The sequence below is a fragment of the Klebsiella michiganensis genome (assembly GCA_000963575.1).
Lineage (GTDB): Bacteria > Pseudomonadota > Gammaproteobacteria > Enterobacterales > Enterobacteriaceae > Cedecea > Cedecea michiganensis_A.
In genome coordinates this window covers 2,787,133-2,803,644 of record CP011077.1, presented here as the reverse complement: position 1 = coordinate 2,803,644, position 16,512 = coordinate 2,787,133, and the positions used below count along the sequence as shown (strand labels likewise).

General features: G+C 53.8%; 17 protein-coding genes. 10 read left to right on the top strand and 7 right to left on the bottom strand.

Annotated features, from left to right (window positions below; all coding sequences use genetic code 11):
- The first annotated feature begins 168 nt into the window (after positions 1–168).
- Positions 169–1,887: a long-chain fatty acid--CoA ligase gene (locus VW41_13005; protein ID AJZ89885.1), complete on the top strand. Its 1,719-nt coding sequence runs from the start codon at positions 169–171 to the stop codon at positions 1,885–1,887.
- Between the two features lie 81 nt (positions 1,888–1,968).
- The gene (locus VW41_13000) at positions 1,969–3,078 is read left to right on the top strand and encodes a ribonuclease D (protein ID AJZ89884.1); all 1,110 of its coding nucleotides are present in this window, start codon (positions 1,969–1,971) and stop codon (positions 3,076–3,078) included.
- A 139-nt stretch (positions 3,079–3,217) separates the two neighbouring features.
- Here VW41_13000 and minE read toward each other — a convergent pair whose 3' ends face one another.
- Genes minE through minC form a run of 3 tightly spaced genes read right to left on the bottom strand, consistent with a single transcriptional unit; the run spans position 3,218 to position 5,044 of the window.
- Positions 3,218–3,493 (bottom strand): cell division topological specificity factor MinE, encoded by a 276-nt coding sequence (minE, locus tag VW41_12995; GenBank protein AJZ89883.1) that lies wholly within the window; start codon positions 3,491–3,493, stop codon positions 3,218–3,220.
- A gap of 3 nt (positions 3,494–3,496) precedes the next feature.
- Positions 3,497–4,309 (bottom strand): cell division inhibitor MinD, encoded by an 813-nt coding sequence (locus VW41_12990; GenBank protein AJZ89882.1) that lies wholly within the window; start codon positions 4,307–4,309, stop codon positions 3,497–3,499.
- A gap of 24 nt (positions 4,310–4,333) precedes the next feature.
- A complete protein-coding gene (gene minC, locus VW41_12985; GenBank protein AJZ89881.1) occupies positions 4,334–5,044 on the bottom strand; it encodes a septum formation inhibitor in 711 nt (236 codons plus the stop codon).
- Positions 5,045–5,170: 126 nt separating this feature from the next.
- Here minC and VW41_12980 point away from each other — a divergent pair, with 126 nt between their 5' ends.
- The 4 genes from VW41_12980 (at position 5,171) to VW41_12965 (ending at position 7,848) form a co-directional block, all read left to right on the top strand.
- Positions 5,171–5,446 carry a hypothetical protein gene (locus VW41_12980; protein AJZ89880.1) on the top strand — a complete coding sequence of 92 codons (276 nt, stop codon included), beginning with the start codon at positions 5,171–5,173 and terminating at the stop codon, positions 5,444–5,446.
- Between the two features lie 75 nt (positions 5,447–5,521).
- On the top strand, positions 5,522–6,562 hold the full coding sequence (locus tag VW41_12975; GenBank protein AJZ89879.1) for a lytic murein transglycosylase: 1,041 nt from the start codon (positions 5,522–5,524) through the stop codon (positions 6,560–6,562).
- A gap of 90 nt (positions 6,563–6,652) precedes the next feature.
- A complete protein-coding gene (locus tag VW41_12970; protein ID AJZ89878.1) occupies positions 6,653–7,312 on the top strand; it encodes a hypothetical protein in 660 nt (219 codons plus the stop codon).
- Between the two features lie 89 nt (positions 7,313–7,401).
- Entirely contained in the window at positions 7,402–7,848 is a 447-nt protein-coding gene (locus tag VW41_12965) for a hypothetical protein (GenBank protein AJZ89877.1), read from the top strand.
- Between the two features lie 22 nt (positions 7,849–7,870).
- Here VW41_12965 and VW41_12960 read toward each other — a convergent pair whose 3' ends face one another.
- Complete coding sequence (locus VW41_12960; protein ID AJZ89876.1) at positions 7,871–8,422, bottom strand: hypothetical protein; 552 nt, start codon at positions 8,420–8,422, stop codon at positions 7,871–7,873.
- Between the two features lie 144 nt (positions 8,423–8,566).
- Here VW41_12960 and VW41_12955 point away from each other — a divergent pair, with 144 nt between their 5' ends.
- The gene (locus VW41_12955) at positions 8,567–8,806 is read left to right on the top strand and encodes a hypothetical protein (protein AJZ89875.1); all 240 of its coding nucleotides are present in this window, start codon (positions 8,567–8,569) and stop codon (positions 8,804–8,806) included.
- A 50-nt stretch (positions 8,807–8,856) separates the two neighbouring features.
- Here VW41_12955 and VW41_12950 read toward each other — a convergent pair whose 3' ends face one another.
- Together VW41_12950 and nhaB are read right to left on the bottom strand one after the other, a co-directional pair.
- Positions 8,857–9,387: a disulfide bond formation protein B gene (locus tag VW41_12950; protein ID AJZ89874.1), complete on the bottom strand. Its 531-nt coding sequence runs from the start codon at positions 9,385–9,387 to the stop codon at positions 8,857–8,859.
- 145 nt (positions 9,388–9,532) lie between these two features.
- The gene (gene nhaB, locus VW41_12945) at positions 9,533–11,098 is read right to left on the bottom strand and encodes a sodium/proton antiporter (protein ID AJZ89873.1); all 1,566 of its coding nucleotides are present in this window, start codon (positions 11,096–11,098) and stop codon (positions 9,533–9,535) included.
- A gap of 228 nt (positions 11,099–11,326) precedes the next feature.
- Here nhaB and VW41_12940 point away from each other — a divergent pair, with 228 nt between their 5' ends.
- Entirely contained in the window at positions 11,327–12,046 is a 720-nt protein-coding gene (locus tag VW41_12940; GenBank protein AJZ89872.1) for a fatty acid metabolism regulator, read from the top strand.
- A gap of 46 nt (positions 12,047–12,092) precedes the next feature.
- Here VW41_12940 and VW41_12935 read toward each other — a convergent pair whose 3' ends face one another.
- A complete protein-coding gene (locus VW41_12935) occupies positions 12,093–13,625 on the bottom strand; it encodes a SpoVR family protein (protein AJZ91960.1) in 1,533 nt (510 codons plus the stop codon).
- Between the two features lie 325 nt (positions 13,626–13,950).
- On the opposite strand from VW41_12935, the gene VW41_12930 reads away from it, so the two are divergent.
- Both VW41_12930 and VW41_12925 read left to right on the top strand, forming a co-directional pair.
- On the top strand, positions 13,951–15,249 hold the full coding sequence (locus VW41_12930; GenBank protein ID AJZ89871.1) for an amino acid dehydrogenase: 1,299 nt from the start codon (positions 13,951–13,953) through the stop codon (positions 15,247–15,249).
- Positions 15,250–15,260: 11 nt separating this feature from the next.
- Positions 15,261–16,331: an alanine racemase gene (locus tag VW41_12925; protein ID AJZ89870.1), complete on the top strand. Its 1,071-nt coding sequence runs from the start codon at positions 15,261–15,263 to the stop codon at positions 16,329–16,331.
- Positions 16,332–16,512: the final 181 nt, after the last annotated feature.

Here is a 16,512-nt window from a genome sequence, read left to right as displayed (position 1 = left end):
TCTGTTGTTTTTAAAATATTTTCAAACAGCGGCCTGGCCGCTGTTTGTTTTTATCCAGGACGGATGAAAAAATTTAGTGATGTGCTTCGCAACCTTTAATCAGGCTAATTAATAAACTGGTACGCTGAGTTAATATTATGTTAACGAAATGTATTCCCTGGGGTTGTGATGACGACAAATAATAATTTCAGAGGTGGATCCTTGAATAAGGTTTGGCTTAACCGCTACCCGGCCGACGTTGCGGCTGAAATAAATCCCGACCGCTATCAATCCCTGGTTGATATGTTTGAGCAGGCCGTCACTCGCTACGCCGATAAGCCTGCGTTTATCAACATGGGGGAGGTGATGACCTTCCGCAAGCTGGAAGAGCGCAGCCGGGCATTTGCCGCCTACCTTCAGCAGGGGCTGGGCCTGAAAAAAGGCGACCGCGTGGCGCTGATGATGCCAAACCTGCTGCAGTATCCTGTCGCGCTGTTCGGCATCCTGCGCGCCGGCATGGTGGTGGTTAACGTAAACCCGCTCTATACGCCACGAGAGCTGGAGCACCAGTTGAACGACAGCGGCGCCAGCGCGATTGTCATCGTGTCAAACTTTGCCCATACGCTGGAGAAAGTGGTCGAAAAAACGCAGGTGAAACATGTGATCCTGACTCGCCTGGGCGATCAGATCTCCGGGGCCAAAGGCACGCTGGTCAACTTCGTCGTGAAGTACATCAAGCGCCTGGTGCCGAAATACCATTTGCCGCACGCCATCTCTTTCCGCCGGGCGCTGCAAAGCGGTTACCGCATGCAGTACATCAAGCCTGAAATTCTTAATGAAGACTTAGCCTTCCTGCAGTACACCGGGGGGACAACCGGCGTAGCCAAAGGTGCCATGCTGACGCACCGTAACATGCTGGCCAACCTTGAGCAGGTCAGAGCGGCATACAGCCCGCTACTGCATGAGGGTAAAGAGTTGGTTGTAACCCCGCTGCCGCTCTACCACATTTTTGCCCTGACCATTAACTGCCTGCTGTTTATCGACATTGGTGGCCAGAACCTGCTGATTACCAACCCGCGTGATATTCCTGGTCTGGTTAAAGAGTTGGCGAAATATCCTTTCACCGCCATGACCGCCGTGAACACGCTGTTTAACGCTTTGCTGAACAACAAAGAGTTCCAGCAGCTGGATTTCTCGAGCTTGCACCTCTCCGCGGGCGGCGGTATGCCAGTTCAGCACGCCGTTGCTGAACGTTGGGAAAAACTCACCGGGCGCTTCCTGCTTGAAGGCTACGGCCTGACGGAATGTGCGCCGCTGGTCAGCGCCAACCCGCATGATATAGATTACCACAGCGGATCTATTGGCCTGCCGGTACCCTCTACCGATGTAAAACTGATAGATGATGCCGGCAATGAGGTTCCGCCGGGCGAACCGGGTGAGCTTTGCGTTAAAGGCCCACAGGTAATGCTGGGCTACTGGCAGCGTCCGAAAGAGACCGATGAAATTCTGCAAGATGGCTGGCTGCGCACCGGAGATATTGCGGTGATGAACGACGAAGGTTTTATGAACATCGTTGACCGCAAAAAAGACATGATCCTCGTTTCCGGATTTAACGTTTATCCCAACGAAATTGAAGACGTGGTGATGCAGAATGAAGGCGTGCTCGAAGTTGCTGCCGTCGGCGTACCTGCCGGCGTGAGCGGGGAGCAGGTGAAAATCTTTGTGGTGAAAAAAGATCCTGCGCTGACGGAAGAGGCGCTTATCGCCTTCTGTCGCCGTCAATTAACCGGCTACAAAGTGCCGAAACTGATTGAATTCCGCACTGAACTGCCAAAATCGAACGTCGGGAAAATTTTACGACGAGAACTGCGTGACGAAGCGGGCAAGACAGGCAACAATAGCGCCTGAGCTCCAAGTCACTCGTCCTGATGCCGGTTCGCCGGCATTTTTTATGGGCGCAACCTAAGAGAACTGAATTTGACTTACCAGATGATTACTACCGATGAAGGGCTGGCCGCCGTTTGCCAGGCTGCTCGTCAGTTCCCCGCCCTGGCGCTGGACACCGAATTTGTTCGCACCCGTACCTACTACCCGCAGCTGGGGCTGATCCAGCTTTATGACGGCCAGCAGGTTTCGCTGATAGATCCCTTAACTATCAGCGACTGGTCGCCGTTCAAAGCGCTGCTGCAGGATCCTGACACCATCAAGTATCTGCACGCGGGCAGCGAAGATCTCGAAGTCTTCCTGAATGCCTTTGGCATGCTGCCCGATCCATTTATCGATACCCAGATTCTGGCTTCGTTTACCGGCCGCCCGCTGTCCTGCGGCTTTGCCACCATCGTTGAGTCCTACACCGGTATTGCGCTGGATAAAAGTGAATCGCGCACCGACTGGCTGGCGCGTCCGCTCACCGAGCGGCAGTGCGAATATGCGGCGGCAGACGTGCTTTATTTGCTGCCTATCGCGGAAAAACTGATGGCCGAAACGAAAGCTGCGGGCTGGATCAATGCGGCTCTCGATGAGTGCCACCTGATGTGTTCCCGCCGTCGCGATCAGCTTGATCCGGAAGAGGCCTGGCGCGAAATAGGCAATGCCTGGCAGCTTCGTACCCGGCAACTGGCCTGCCTCAAGAAGCTGGCGGCCTGGCGCTTGCGCAAAGCCCGCGAGCGCGACATGGCGGTGAATTTTGTCGTCCGTGAAGAAAACCTGTGGCAGGTGGCGAGATATATGCCTGGCTCTCTCGGGGAACTGGATTCGCTTGGTCTGAGCGGCAGCGAAATTCGCTTCCACGGTAAAACGCTTATTGCTCTGGTTGCTGAGGCGCAGGCGCTGCCTGAAAGCGAGCTGCCCCAGCCGCTGCAAAATCTGGTGGATATGCCGGGTTACCGTAAAGTGTTTAAGGCAATTAAAGCGCTGGTGCAGGAGGTGAGTGAGGCCCAGGGGCTGAGTGCCGAATTATTAGCCTCCCGTCGTCAAATCAATCAGCTGTTAAACTGGCACTGGAAATTGAAGCCACAAAACGTGATGCCGGAATTAATTAGCGGCTGGCGGGCAGAATTAATGGCAGAAGCGTTAACGAAATTACTGGCGGAATACTGATTGCTTATATGACCTGGGAATAATTACAGTATTATTCTCAGGTTGAAATATATTAGCGGACTGCAACGAGAAAGATCTTAATAAACGTTAAGTGACTGCGTAAAAATAAAGCCCCCTGTAAATGCAGGGGGCTTTTTATTCAGGCCGACTTACTGGCTTCTTCCGCTTCCGGGAGCGTGACGTTCAGCTCCAGAATTGAAATATCCCCATCCCGCTGTTCCAACTGGACGCTGACCATTTCCGGGTCGATTTGCACGTACTTGCAAATCACGTCGAGAATGTCCTTACGCAGCTGTGGCAGGTAATGCGGTTCCGCATCGCTACGGCGACGCTCAGCAACAATAATCTGTAAACGCTCTTTCGCGATGTTGGCGGTGTTCTTTTTTCGTGACAGAAAAAAGTCGAGTAATGCCATAACTTATCCTCCGAACAGGCGTTTCAGGAAACCCTTCTTCTCTTCTTCAATGAAGCGGAAAGGGCGTTCTTCGCCGAGCAAGCGTTCCACGGTATCGGCGTAGGCTTTGCCTGCATCCGATTCACCGTCAAGAATCACCGGCTCGCCCTGGTTGGACGCACGCAGCACTGACTGGTCTTCCGGGATAACGCCAACCAGCGGAATGCGCAGAATTTCGAGCACGTCTTCCATGCTCAGCATATCGCCTTTATTGACGCGACCTGGGTTGTAGCGGGTCAGCAATAAATGCTCTTTAATCGGATCTTCACCGTTCTCAGCGCGGCGGGATTTGGACGACAGAATGCCGAGGATCCTGTCTGAGTCACGCACCGAAGAGACTTCCGGGTTGGTGGTAATCACCGCTTCATCTGCAAAGTACAGCGCCATCAGCGCGCCGGTTTCGATACCTGCCGGGGAATCACAAACGATAAACTCGAAGTCCATGTTTTTCAGATCTTCCAGCACTTTGGCCACGCCTTCGCGGGTCAGGGCGTCTTTATCGCGGGTTTGTGAAGCAGGCAGGATATAGAGCTGTTCAGTGCGTTTATCACGGATAAGCGCCTGATTCAGCGTGGCATCGCCCTGAATAACGTTAACGAAATCGTACACAACGCGGCGCTCGCAGCCCATGATCAGGTCAAGGTTACGCAGGCCAATGTCGAAATCAATAACGACGGTTTTTCTTCCCTTTTGGGCCAGACCCGTGGCGATGGCCGCGCTGGACGTGGTCTTACCAACGCCCCCTTTACCCGATGTAACAACAATAATGCGTGCCATAAAGGATTTCCTTGTTAAAAGGGCTTAATTCAAAGATTGAACGGAGAGCGCACCACTCGCCAGATTGAGGCGAGCCGCTTTTCCATAATAATCGGCTGGGATCTGCTCACTCAGCCAGTACTCGCCCGCAATAGAAACAAGCTCTGCTACCAGGTTAGTACAAAATATTTGTGCATCACGATCGCCACTTGCACCAGCCAGCGCACGACCACGCATCATGCCGTAAATATGAATATTACCATCTGCTATAAGTTCTGCACCGGCGCTGACGTGATTGGTCACAATCAAGTCACAGTTTGGCGCATAAATGCGCTGGCCGGAACGGACCGGGGCATCAATTAAACGCGTTTTTGTGACCGGTGTAACATCCGGCGCGGCGACCACAACGGGCTCTGCAGGTGCAGCTTTCGGCGTTCTTGCGGCCTTTTCTTTTCCTTCGGTCAGCAAGGGCAGGCCAGCGCGCTCAATCTCAGCCTTTAGGGCCTCATCTTTACAGCCGCTGATACCCACAACGCGCAGACCAGTTGCGGTGACGGCCTGTTGTACTTTCTTCCAGTTGGCGGAACCATCGAGACTGGCGACGTTAACGACCACCGGGGCATTCTTTAAGAATGCGGGAGCCTGGGCGATTTTATCTTCCAGAGCCTGGCGAATAACCTCAGGTTGTGCATCATGCAAATGAACCACAGATAAGGTAAAACTGCTGCCCTTTAACTCGATTGGCGTGTTTGACATCCTGACCTTACTCAATTCAGTTTCAATCCCCACAATTGTGGGACGATATTCCGAAGTACATCAGGCATGTTATAGTCCAGCTTATATTCAGGCAAGCCACTCGCTGGCGAAAATAGAGTAAAAAAAATGTTTTGTGTGATCTACAGAAGTACTAAACGTGACCAGACATATCTTTATGTCGAAAAAAAAGACGATTTCTCTCGCGTGCCGGAAGAGCTGATGAAAGGCTTTGGTAAACCGGTACTGTCGATGCTGTTGCCGCTGGACGGCAGTAAAAAACTGGCTAATGCCGATTTGGATAAAGTGAAACAGGCGCTGGAAAATGAGGGTTATTATTTACAGATCCCACCGCCAGTAGAAAGCTTGCTCACCATGCACCTGGAAAAGAGTCCTAAAAAATAATTTTCGGACTGAAGGCCAATCTTTTCCAGGTATTCAGCCTGAAAATGTGTAAAACACATTATTGCGGAAAAGACGATGAAAAATGCAGCCCTGCGTTATACCTTCAGCGCCTTAATTCTCGCCAACGGGGCCGGTTATCTCAGCCCCGCAGAGGCGGCCTCTGCCGCCTCAGTGCCTCAAGCCACAACGCTCGCTGAACAAGGGCGAGACCCGGCTGAATTCCCGGCTTACGTCGAAAAATTAAAGCAACAAGCCAGAGTGCAGGGCATCAGCAATGCAACGCTGACAAAAGCTTTTGCCAATATTCATTTTGTTGATCGGGTCATTCAATCCGACCGCAATCAACTGGAAAAGAAAATAACGCTTGATGACTATTTAAACCGCGTTATCACCCCCGCAAAAATAAAACAGGCGCGTAGCCTGGCGAAGCTTCATCAGGCTGAGCTGGAAAAAGTCAGTGCGAATACGGGGGTTCAAAGCCGCTATATCGTCGCCCTCTGGGCAATGGAAAGTCACTTCGGCAAGCTTCAGGGTAAAGAAGACGTCATTTCTGCTTTGGCGACGCTCGCTTTTGAGGGCCGCCGCGAAGCATTTTTTACCAATGAACTCATCGCCGCGCTGAAAATCATCCAGCGGGGTAATGCCAGCGCGGCGCAGATGAAGGGCTCGTGGGCCGGGGCGATGGGGCAAAACCAGTTTATGCCGAGTTCGCTGCTGCGTTACGGCAAAGACGGTGACGGAGACGGTAAAATTGATATCTGGAATAACACCCGAGACGTTTTTGCTTCCACGGCAAACTACCTGGCGGTAGAGGGCTGGCAGCGTGGCGGGGCGTGGGGCTATGAGGTGAAACTGCCGGCAGGCTTTAATACCGCACTGCTGGGCACCAGTCCGGGGCAGGGCAAGCCTGTGGCCCGGTGGAAAAAACTAGGGATAACGCTGCCGGGAGGAACCCATCTCCCTGCCTCCTCAAAAACGGCCTGGCTGGTGAAGCCAGACGATGGTCTGGATCGTTCGTTCCTCGTCTACAACAACTTCCGTACCCTTATGCACTGGAACCGCTCTTACTATTTTGCCATTAGCATTGGTAAAATGGCGGATGCCATTGCCCAATAAGGCACGCTTAGAAACACTTCCCCGGTATTCAGCGGGGATTTTTTTATCTAGTATCAAAGGCAGTTAACACAAACGACACAGAGGAAAGGCATGTATCAACATCATAACTGGCAGGGTGCGCTGCTGGATTTTCCGGTAAACAAGGTAGTCTGTGTTGGCAGCAACTATGCCAAACATATTAAAGAGATGGGCAGTGCCACGCCGGACGAGCCGGTGGTGTTTATCAAGCCTGAAAGCGCGCTGTGTGATATTCGTCAGCCGCTGGCATTGCCGCAGGAATTTGGCTCCGTACACCATGAAGTGGAGCTGGCGATTTTGATTGGCTCAACCCTCAAGCAGGCAAGCGAAGCCCACGTCCAGAAAGCTATTGCCGGCTATGGCGTTGCGCTGGACCTCACGCTGCGCGATCTGCAGGCCAAACTGAAAAAAGCTGGCCAGCCGTGGGAAAAAGCGAAGGGGTTTGATAACTCTTGCCCAATCTCCGGGTTTATCCCTGCGGCGCAGTTTACTCACGATCCGCAAAATACTCCGCTTGAGCTGAAGATCAACGGTGCAATCAGGCAGCAGGGTAATACTGAAGACATGATTCACAAGATAGTGCCGCTGATTGCTTACATGAGCAAATTCTTCACCCTGCGCGCGGGGGATGTGATCCTGACGGGGACTCCTGAAGGCGTAGGCCCGCTGCTTAGCGGCGATGAGCTGGAAGTGAGCTTTGCCGGCCATAGTCTGACGACGCGCGTTTTATAAACAATTTGCCGCTTCAGGGCGGCAAAACTTGCATCCGGGTGTCAGACTGTTTATAAGGTGCAGCTTAATTTTTAAATGCAGGAACCGCTATGACACCCACTCCTTTTTGGCAAAGTAAAACTCTCGACGAAATGAGCGACGCCGAGTGGGAATCTCTGTGCGACGGCTGCGGCCAGTGCTGTCTGCATAAGCTGATGGACGAAGATACCGACGAGATTTACTTCACCAACGTCGCGTGTAAGCAGCTCAATATCAAAACCTGTCAGTGCAAGAACTACGCCCGCCGTTTCGAATACGAGCCGGACTGCATTAAACTCACCCGCGACAATCTGCCGACCTTTGAATGGCTGCCGCACACCTGCGCTTATCGTCTGCTGGCCGAAGGCAAACCGTTGCCGGAATGGCACCCGCTGATTACCGGCTCAAAAGCCGCCATGCACGGCGAGCGCATTTCAGTGCGCCATATCGCGGTGAAAGAGTCCGAGGTACGCGACTGGCAGGATCACATCCTCAACAAGCCCGAGTGGGCGGATTAACTTAACGACCCCGTCAGGCCTGTCAGTTTTTTTGCCAAATGGTCAAATCGCTGCTGGTGGCTGAGACGATAAATTCCCCGTTCCAGGAATAGCCGGCGCTATGAAAATAGTCGGTGGTGAGTTTGTAGCAGTTTTGCCTGAATTTATCGTACAGAACATCCCGTCCCACTGCGTTCCAAAAGAGTGTTTCCTCAGGCCAGCCAGGCGCCACGCGGGTCAATGTTTCACCGCGGTGATTGCATAATGGTAACCCACCGCCACATTGACCCGAGATGGTAACTGTCTCATCTATTAGCGGCCCGATACCTTTGCATGTTAGAAGAATGGGGTCGTACCATTCACCGTAAGCTTCTGTGTCTCTGGCAATTTTTTCGCCATTTCTGCAATCAATGACACCTCTGCCCGAAGATGAAATGACCAGCAACAGATGCGGATATTGCCGTGAAAAGCCAATCTCCGATAGGCCACCGATAGCGATACTGTGGCTGGTGAACAGTTCTGGAGGATAAGCAGGGATTTGGCTAAGTTCAGCCGCAAGGGGATGTTCAGTTTTCCTTTTATGCCACCAAAACATACTCTCCTCCCGGAGATCGTGTCCAGGGTTTGCATGATATTCAACTATTAGAATTTTATGAACCAATAAGAACGTTAATTCTGGGCATGACTGTAGAGTGGGCAATCCTTGACGGGCAATACTTCACTTTTCAGAGGAGGAAAAATGAAAAAACTAGCAACTATCATGGGCATATTGCTGCTCAGCGGCTGTGCGACAGCAGAGCGTGAGGCGCCGAAGCCCCCGCACAGCGTGGGCATGGCGAACCCGGCTTCGGTCTACTGTCAGGCAAAAGGTGGGAAATCTGTGATTGTGAAAACGCCTCAGGGCGAAAGAAGTGATTGTTTGCTGCCTGGGGGAGAACGAATCGACGAATGGACGCTGTACCGGCGCGATCATTCCTGAAAAAAATAACCCACCGAGAGGTGGGTTATTTGTCTACGGAGCTCGCTAACTTAGCGGCCAAACAGGTCGCGACGCTTAGGCTTGAAGAACTGAGCAATCAGCACCAACACCGCAAGGATCAGGAACACGACGAAGATGCCGAGCAGCCACTGCACCATATCCAGCGACAGGAACTCCCACTGGCGAACAGAGCAATCGCCGCTGGCGACAAAGACCTGCGGCAGCCATTTGTCCAGCGGCAGCCAGGTCGGGAAGCGAGCGAAGAAGTCACAGGTCACAAACGGGGAGGGGTGAAGCTGCAGCATGGTGTGTTCCCATGCCAGCTGAACGCCTTTCCCTGCGCTGTAGAGCCAGATGGCCAGTGCACCGTAACGCAGCGGGCTTTTAGGCGCTATCGCGCCCACCAAACCAGCGCCCATCACGCCAAAGAGCGCACAACGCTCATAGATACACATCACACAAGGTTTCAGCCCCATAACGTGCTGGAACCACAATGCCACCATCTCAAGCGCAAAGGCCGTAAAGGCTAAAAGCAGCCATGCGGTGCGCCCAAGAGAGCATTGGTTTAAATATCGCAACATAATCAGTTTCCCTGCAGCATGCGTAGAATCGGCAGTGTAAACCAATTCCCTTTCAGCGCCAGTAGCGCAGATGAAAATAACGCAGTAATCGGATGTTTATAAGGAAAAAATTTGTAACGGGAAGCGGACTTCCCGTCAAATTGCCTTAGTGTGGTGCAAGCAGCGTTTCAGGCGTGGCGAGCCAGCCGCTGTCCAACATCCATTGCGTGGCTGGCGTCAGGGTATATTCCACGCACAGAAGGCCCACAAGGGTCAGAACCAGCGTGTAGGGCAGCGCCATCACAACCATGCGGCCGTAGGAGAGGCGAATCAGCGGCGCCAGCGCAGACGTCAGCAGGAACAGGAACGCCGCCTGACCGTTGGGCGTTGCCACCGAGGGCAGGTTAGTGCCGGTATTGATAGCCACCGCGAGCAGTTCGAACTGCTGCATATTGATGGCGCCATTCTGCAGCGCAGTTTTTGCCTCGTTGATATAAACGGTGCCAACAAAAACGTTGTCGGAGATAGAAGACAGCAGACCGTTAAAAATGTAAAACAGCGACAGCTGGGCGTGCGGGGATGCATCGAGCACGTACTGAATAATCGGGCTGAACAGATGCTGGTCGATGATAACCGCCACGATAGTGAAGAATACGGTCAGCAATGCGGTAAACGGCAGCGCTTCGGTAAAGGCTTTACCGATGGCGTGTTCGTCGGTGACGCCGCAAAGCGATGTCGCCAGAATAATCACCGACAGGCCAATCAGGCCGACTTCTGCCAGATGCAACGCCAGAGCGATAATCAGCCAGACGCCAATCAGCGCCTGAATCAGCAGTTTCATCTGGTCCTGCTTCGTTCGCTTCTTCGCGCTTTGGGCATCAAAGTCATACAGGATCCCGCGCACTTTTTCCGGCAGCGTTTGCCCGTAGCCGAACACTTTAAAACGCTCCAGCAGAACGCAGGTGAGCAGGCCACAAATCAGCACCGGTATGGTCACCGGCATCATGCGCAGGAAGAAATCACTGAAGTGCCAGCCGGCGTTTTTAGCAATGATCAGGTTCTGCGGCTCCCCAACCATGGTCATTACGCCGCCCAGCGCGGTGCCAACCCCGGCGTGCATCATCAGGCTGCGCAGGAAAGCGCGGAATTGCTCAAGAACCTCGCGGCTGTCAGACCGAATATGGCTGTCGTCCTGAACGCTGCTGTCATCCTGAGCTTCCGACGCCACGCGGTGGTAAATGCTGTAGAAGCCCACGGCTACGCTAATGACAACGGCCACGACGGTTAAAGCATCAAGGAATGCGGAAAGAAACGCGGCAGCAACGCAGAAGGCCAGCGACAGCGCAATTTTGGACCGGATCCCTAACAGCAGGCGGGTGAATAGCAGTAACAGGAGCTGCTTCATAAAATAAATCCCTGCCACCATAAACATCAGCAGCAGCAGGACTTCAAGATTTGAAGCCACTTCAGCCCGAACGTGTTCGGGGCTGGTCATGCCGACCAGCACGGCTTCAATGGCCAGCAGGCCGCCCGGCAGTAGCGGGTAGCACTTTAGCGCCATCGCCAGGGCAAAGATAAACTCCACAACCAGCATCCAGCCCGCGATAAACGGGCTGACAAACCAAAAGACCAGCGGATTAACCACTAAAAAGAGAAGCAGCGTCAGCTTGTACCAGTCAGGTGATTGGCCCAGAAAGTTGCGGTACAGCGCCCGCCCAAAGGACATTTCCATCGTATAGTTACCATTATCCGTTGTATTATGTTGATGTTTAGAAAGATAACGCTTCAGGGTACTCGTTTCAGGCTCACGCGATCAAGCCGAAGGAAATCCTGAGTTAAGGCATTTATCGTCAAAATTCAACGCCGATCCCGCATTTGCGCGTCGCCCCCGCTATCTGGCGCGCATGGCATCTGGTATGATGAGTCCAATTTGCAAAACCTGAGTAATGGAAATCTTACTATGGTCATTAAGGCGCAGAGCCCAGCGGGTTTCGCGGAAGAGTATATTATAGAAAGTATCTGGAACAGTCGTTTTCCGCCGGGTTCTATCCTGCCCGCGGAGCGTGAACTTTCAGAACTGATTGGCGTAACGCGAACCACCTTACGTGAAGTGCTTCAGCGTCTTGCGCGTGACGGCTGGCTGACGATTCAGCACGGGAAGCCAACTCGGGTGAACAATTTCTGGGAAACCTCGGGCTTAAACATTCTGGAAACGCTGGCGCGTCTCGATCACGACAGCGTGCCGCAGCTGATAGATAACCTGCTTTCGGTGCGAACCAATATCTCAACGATATTTATCCGCACGGCGATTCGTCAGTATCCGGAGAAAGCGCAGGAAGTGTTGGCCACCGCCAACAAGGTTGAAGACCACGCGGACGCCTTTGCCGAGCTGGACTACAACATTTTCCGCGGCCTGGCGTTTGCCTCCGGTAACCCAATTTATGGGCTTATCCTGAACGGGATGAAAGGGCTGTACACCCGCATCGGGCGTCACTACTTCTCCAACCCCGAAGCCCGCAGCCTGGCGCTGGGTTTCTATCACCGTCTGGCGGATATTTGCCAGCAGGGATTGTACGATCAGGTCTTTGATACCGTGCGCAACTACGGCCGTGAGAGCGGCGAGATTTGGCACCGGATGCAGAAAAACCTGCCTGGCGATTTGGCGATGCATAGCCGCTAAGCCAGAATAAAAAAACGCTTCCTTCTGGAAGCGTTTTTTTTGGCACTTACAGCGGGTTTCGCTGCGGACAACGCTCCAGCAGTTCCACGCTGCCATCCGCGTTTTGCTGCTCCAGCACAACGTCAAACCCCCACAAGCGGTGCACATGCTTGAGCACTTCCCGGCGGCCCTTATCCAGCGGAGCACGGTTGTGTGGGATATAGCGTAAGGTCAGCGAGCGGTCGCCGCGCAAATCCACATCCCAGACCTGAATGTTCGGTTCGAGATTACTCAGGTTGTACTGGGCCGACAGCTGAGAACGGATTTCCCGGTAACCCTCTTCATTATGGATGGCCGAAATTTCCAGATAATTGTTGCGGTCGTCGTCCAGCACGGTGAACAGGCGGAAGTCTCGCATCAGCTTAGGCGACAGGAACTGGCTGATAAAGCTTTCGTCCTTGAAGTCTCGCATGGCGAAATGCAGCGTCTCCAGCCAGTCTTTGCCGGCAATATCCGGGAACCAGTAGCGGTCTTCTTCGGTTGGCGACTGGCAAATACGTTTGATGTCCTGGAACATGGCGAACCCCAGCGCGTAGGGGTTAATGCCGTTGTACCACGGGCTGTTATAGGGCGGCTGAAACACCACGTTGGTATGGCTGTGTAAAAACTCCAGCATAAAACGATCGCTGACTTTCCCCTCGTCATACAGGTGGTTCAGAATGGTGTAGTGCCAGAAGGTGGCCCAGCCCTCGTTCATGACCTGAGTCTGCTTCTGCGGATAAAAATACTGGCTGACCTTGCGCACTATGCGCAGCACTTCACGCTGCCACGGCTCCAGCAGAGGCGCATTCTTCTCCATAAAATACAGCAGATTCTCCTGCGGCTCTGAAGGGAAGCGGTGGGCGGATTCTGCCGTTTTTTCCTCTTCTTTACGCGGCAGCGTGCGCCAGAGCGTGTTCACCTGGCTTTGCAGATACTCCTCACGGCTTTTCTGGCGCGCCTTTTCCTCCTGCAGGGATATTTTCTGCGGGCGTTTGTAGCGGTCTACGCCATAGTTCATCAGCGCGTGGCAAGAGTCCAGCAGGCGCTCCACCTCATCCACGCCGTAGCGTTCTTCACACTGCGTGATGTAGTTTTTGGCGAAAATCAGATAGTCGATTATCGAGCTGGCATCCGTCCAGCTGCGGAACAGGTAGTTGTTTTTAAAGAAAGAGTTGTGCCCGTAACAGGCATGCGCAATCACCAGGGCTTGCATGGTGATGGTGTTCTCTTCCATCAAATAGGCAATGCAGGGGTTAGAGTTGATGACAATTTCATACGCCAGCCCTTGCTGTCCGTGCTTGTACAGGCGCTCTGTTTCGATGAATTTTTTGCCAAAAGACCAGTGCGGATAGTTAATCGGCATCCCGACGCTGGAATACGCGTCCATCATCTGTTCGGAGGTGATGACCTCTATCTGGTGGGGATAGGTGTCCAGACGGTAAAGCTTTGCTACCCGGTCAATCTCGGCCAGGTAGATGTCCAGTAGCTCGAACGTCCAGTCGGGGCCGTCACTCAGACGGATGGGATCCTTTGTGGCGAAATCAGTTACGGTAGCCATCAGCGCGCCCTCATTGTTTTCGACTTTCTCTGGATGGAAAGCCTCACTCTCAAGAATAGACAACTCCTGAAAGATAGCGCCCACAAGTAAAATTTTTTCTTCGCGATTTATTGATCCCAATACCGGGGTTTTAGCTCGTCAGGCAGCATTTTATTTTGACGAAAATGTTTTCCCGTACAGGAGATGCTAATTATCTCGCTCCAGCCCTGGCGGGCAACTCTGTGAGTTTAGTCACCATAATAAAGCCATATGTTGAATAACATATTCAACTGAGTTATCAATATGTAATCAGAAGATTATTCTTTTAGCTAATTGCGGAGCAGATATGCGTGTTGTGGTACTGGGAAGTGGTGTCGTCGGCGTGGCGAGCGCCTGGTATTTACGTCAGGCCGGGCATGAAGTCACCGTCATCGATCGCGAATCAGGGCCGGCGCAAGAGACCAGCGCGGCTAATGCCGGGCAAATCTCTCCGGGCTACGCCGCCCCCTGGGCAGCTCCGGGCGTCCCGTTAAAAGCCATTAAGTGGATGTTCCAGCGCCACGCACCTTTGGCCATCAGTCTCGACGGAACCCAGTTCCAGCTGAAGTGGATGTGGCAGATGCTGCGCAACTGCGATACCCGCCATTACATGGAAAACAAAGGCCGCATGGTACGCCTGGCAGAGTACAGCCGCGATTGCCTGAAAGAGCTGCGCCATTCCACCGGCATCCAGTACGAAGGGCGTCAGGGTGGCACGCTGCAGCTGTTCCGCACCGAGCAGCAGTATGAAAGCGCGGCCAAAGACATCGCCGTCCTGAAAGATGCCGGCGTGCCGTATGAACTTCTGGAAGCCAGCCAGCTCAATCGCGTTGAACCTGCGCTGGCGGACGTTGCCCACAAGCTGACCGGTGGCCTGCGCTTACCAAACGATGAAACCGGTGACTGCCAGCTGTTTACCCAAAACCTGGCGCGAATGGCGGCGGAAGCGGGCGTTGAGTTTCGCTTCAATACGCCGGTCGACCGGCTGCTGTACGAAAACCAGCAAATCAGCGGCGTGCAGTGCGGCCAGGAAGTGGTCAAGGGGGATGCCTACGTGGTGGCTTTCGGCTCCTATTCGACCGGTCTGCTTAAGGGCATCGCCGATATTCCTGTCTATCCTTTAAAAGGTTACTCGCTGACAATTCCTATTGCCGACGAGCAGGGCGCCCCGGTTTCAACCATCCTGGATGAGACCTACAAGATTGCCATTACCCGTTTTGACAACCGCATCCGCGTGGGGGGAATGGCGGAAATCGTGGGCTTCAACACTAAACTGCTGCAGCCGCGTCGCGAAACGCTGGAAATGGTCGTCCGGGATCTCTACCCGCGCGGCGGGCACGTAGAACAGGCAACCTTCTGGACCGGGCTACGTCCGATGACGCCGGACGGGACGCCAATTGTAGGGCGCACGCCGTTCAAGAATCTTTGGCTTAATACCGGACACGGCACGCTGGGCTGGACAATGGCATGTGGTTCGGGCCAGATGCTGAGCGACCTGATTTCCGGGCGCACCCCGGCTATCCCATGTGAGGATTTAGGTATTGCTCGCTATGCGCCAGGCTTTACGCCGTTGAGCGCCCGCCACCTTCATGGCGCACATAACTAAAAGGAGCCGTCATGTCCCGTCCTGTGGTCGCGACGCTGGATCTCAGCGCGCTGCGCAATAATCTTGAGGTGGTGCGCAGAGCCGCCCCGCATTCACGCGTCTGGTCAGTTGTTAAGGCCAATGCTTACGGCCACGGCCTCGACCGCGTCTGGTCGGCGTTAGGTGCGACCGATGGTTTTGCCATGCTGAACCTTGAAGAGGCCATTTTGCTGCGCGAGCGCGGCTGGAAAGGGCCGATTCTGATGCTGGAAGGGTTCTTCCATGCTGATGAGCTGGCGCTGTTCGACAAATATCGCCTGACCACCAGCCTGCACAGCAACTGGCAGGTGAAGGCGATAGCCAACGCCAGGCTGAGCGCCCCGCTGGATGTTTATCTCAAAATTAACAGCGGGATGAATCGTCTCGGGTTTACGCCCGATCGCGTGCACGGCATCTGGCAAAAACTTCGTTCTATCTCGAATGTGGGTGAACTGACGCTGATGGCGCATTTTGCCGATGCCGAGCAGCCAGAAGGCATTGTTGAACCGATGAAGCGTATTGCGCAGGCGGCGGAGGGGATTGATGCTCCTCGCTCACTGTCAAACTCGGCGGCCACGCTGTGGCACCCGGAAGCGCACTTTGACTGGGTTCGCCCGGGGATCATCCTGTACGGTGCTTCTCCGAGTGGGCAATGGCAGGACGTGGCCACCAGCGGCCTTCAGCCGGTAATGACGCTAAGCAGCGAAATTATCGGGATTCAGAACCTGAAAGCAGGCGATACCGTGGGCTACGGCAGTCGCTACACCGCCAGCGGCGAGCAGAGAATCGGGATTGTAGCCGGCGGCTATGCGGACGGTTATCCACGCATTGCGCCAGACGGTACGCCTGTCATGGTAGATGGTGTCATGACCCGCGTGGTAGGCAAAGTGTCGATGGATATGATTAGCGTAGACCTGACGCCTTGCCCGCAGGCTGGTATCGGCAGCCCGGTTGAGCTGTGGGGCAAAAACGTCAAAATTGACGATGTCGCCAGCGCCGCCGGCACGGTTGGTTATGAACTGATGTGTGCGCTAGCGCCGCGAGTGCCGGTGGTGGTGAGCTAATGCGCCTGTTTCTCTCGAGAAGTTGTTTCGTCGTCACGCATACAGCCCTGTTTTATATATCACCCCCGCGCCGGTAAACGACTCGGGGGAGTCACCGTCACTCCCCCGAGGCCCAGGCCTCCCGGCGAAATAAATCGACCGCTAAAGCGGCAGACCTCTGTTTTATCTCCCAGTCCTGGGT

Bases quoted from the DNA above. Each gene is read 5' to 3' on its own strand.
- VW41_13005 (AJZ89885.1), top strand. From the start codon at position 169: ATGACGACAAATAATAATTTCAGAGGTGGATCCTTGAATAAGGTTTGG.
- VW41_13000 (AJZ89884.1), top strand. From the start codon at position 1,969: ATGATTACTACCGATGAAGGGCTGGCCGCCGTTTGCCAGGCTGCTCGT.
- minE (AJZ89883.1), bottom strand. From the start codon at position 3,493: ATGGCATTACTCGACTTTTTTCTGTCACGAAAAAAGAACACCGCCAAC.
- VW41_12990 (AJZ89882.1), bottom strand. From the start codon at position 4,309: ATGGCACGCATTATTGTTGTTACATCGGGTAAAGGGGGCGTTGGTAAG.
- minC (AJZ89881.1), bottom strand. From the start codon at position 5,044: ATGTCAAACACGCCAATCGAGTTAAAGGGCAGCAGTTTTACCTTATCT.
- VW41_12980 (AJZ89880.1), top strand. From the start codon at position 5,171: ATGTTTTGTGTGATCTACAGAAGTACTAAACGTGACCAGACATATCTT.
- VW41_12975 (AJZ89879.1), top strand. From the start codon at position 5,522: ATGAAAAATGCAGCCCTGCGTTATACCTTCAGCGCCTTAATTCTCGCC.
- VW41_12970 (AJZ89878.1), top strand. From the start codon at position 6,653: ATGTATCAACATCATAACTGGCAGGGTGCGCTGCTGGATTTTCCGGTA.
- VW41_12965 (AJZ89877.1), top strand. From the start codon at position 7,402: ATGACACCCACTCCTTTTTGGCAAAGTAAAACTCTCGACGAAATGAGC.
- VW41_12960 (AJZ89876.1), bottom strand. From the start codon at position 8,422: ATGTTTTGGTGGCATAAAAGGAAAACTGAACATCCCCTTGCGGCTGAA.
- VW41_12955 (AJZ89875.1), top strand. From the start codon at position 8,567: ATGAAAAAACTAGCAACTATCATGGGCATATTGCTGCTCAGCGGCTGT.
- VW41_12950 (AJZ89874.1), bottom strand. From the start codon at position 9,387: ATGTTGCGATATTTAAACCAATGCTCTCTTGGGCGCACCGCATGGCTG.
- nhaB (AJZ89873.1), bottom strand. From the start codon at position 11,098: ATGGAAATGTCCTTTGGGCGGGCGCTGTACCGCAACTTTCTGGGCCAA.
- VW41_12940 (AJZ89872.1), top strand. From the start codon at position 11,327: ATGGTCATTAAGGCGCAGAGCCCAGCGGGTTTCGCGGAAGAGTATATT.
- VW41_12935 (AJZ91960.1), bottom strand. From the start codon at position 13,625: ATGGCTACCGTAACTGATTTCGCCACAAAGGATCCCATCCGTCTGAGT.
- VW41_12930 (AJZ89871.1), top strand. From the start codon at position 13,951: ATGCGTGTTGTGGTACTGGGAAGTGGTGTCGTCGGCGTGGCGAGCGCC.
- VW41_12925 (AJZ89870.1), top strand. From the start codon at position 15,261: ATGTCCCGTCCTGTGGTCGCGACGCTGGATCTCAGCGCGCTGCGCAAT.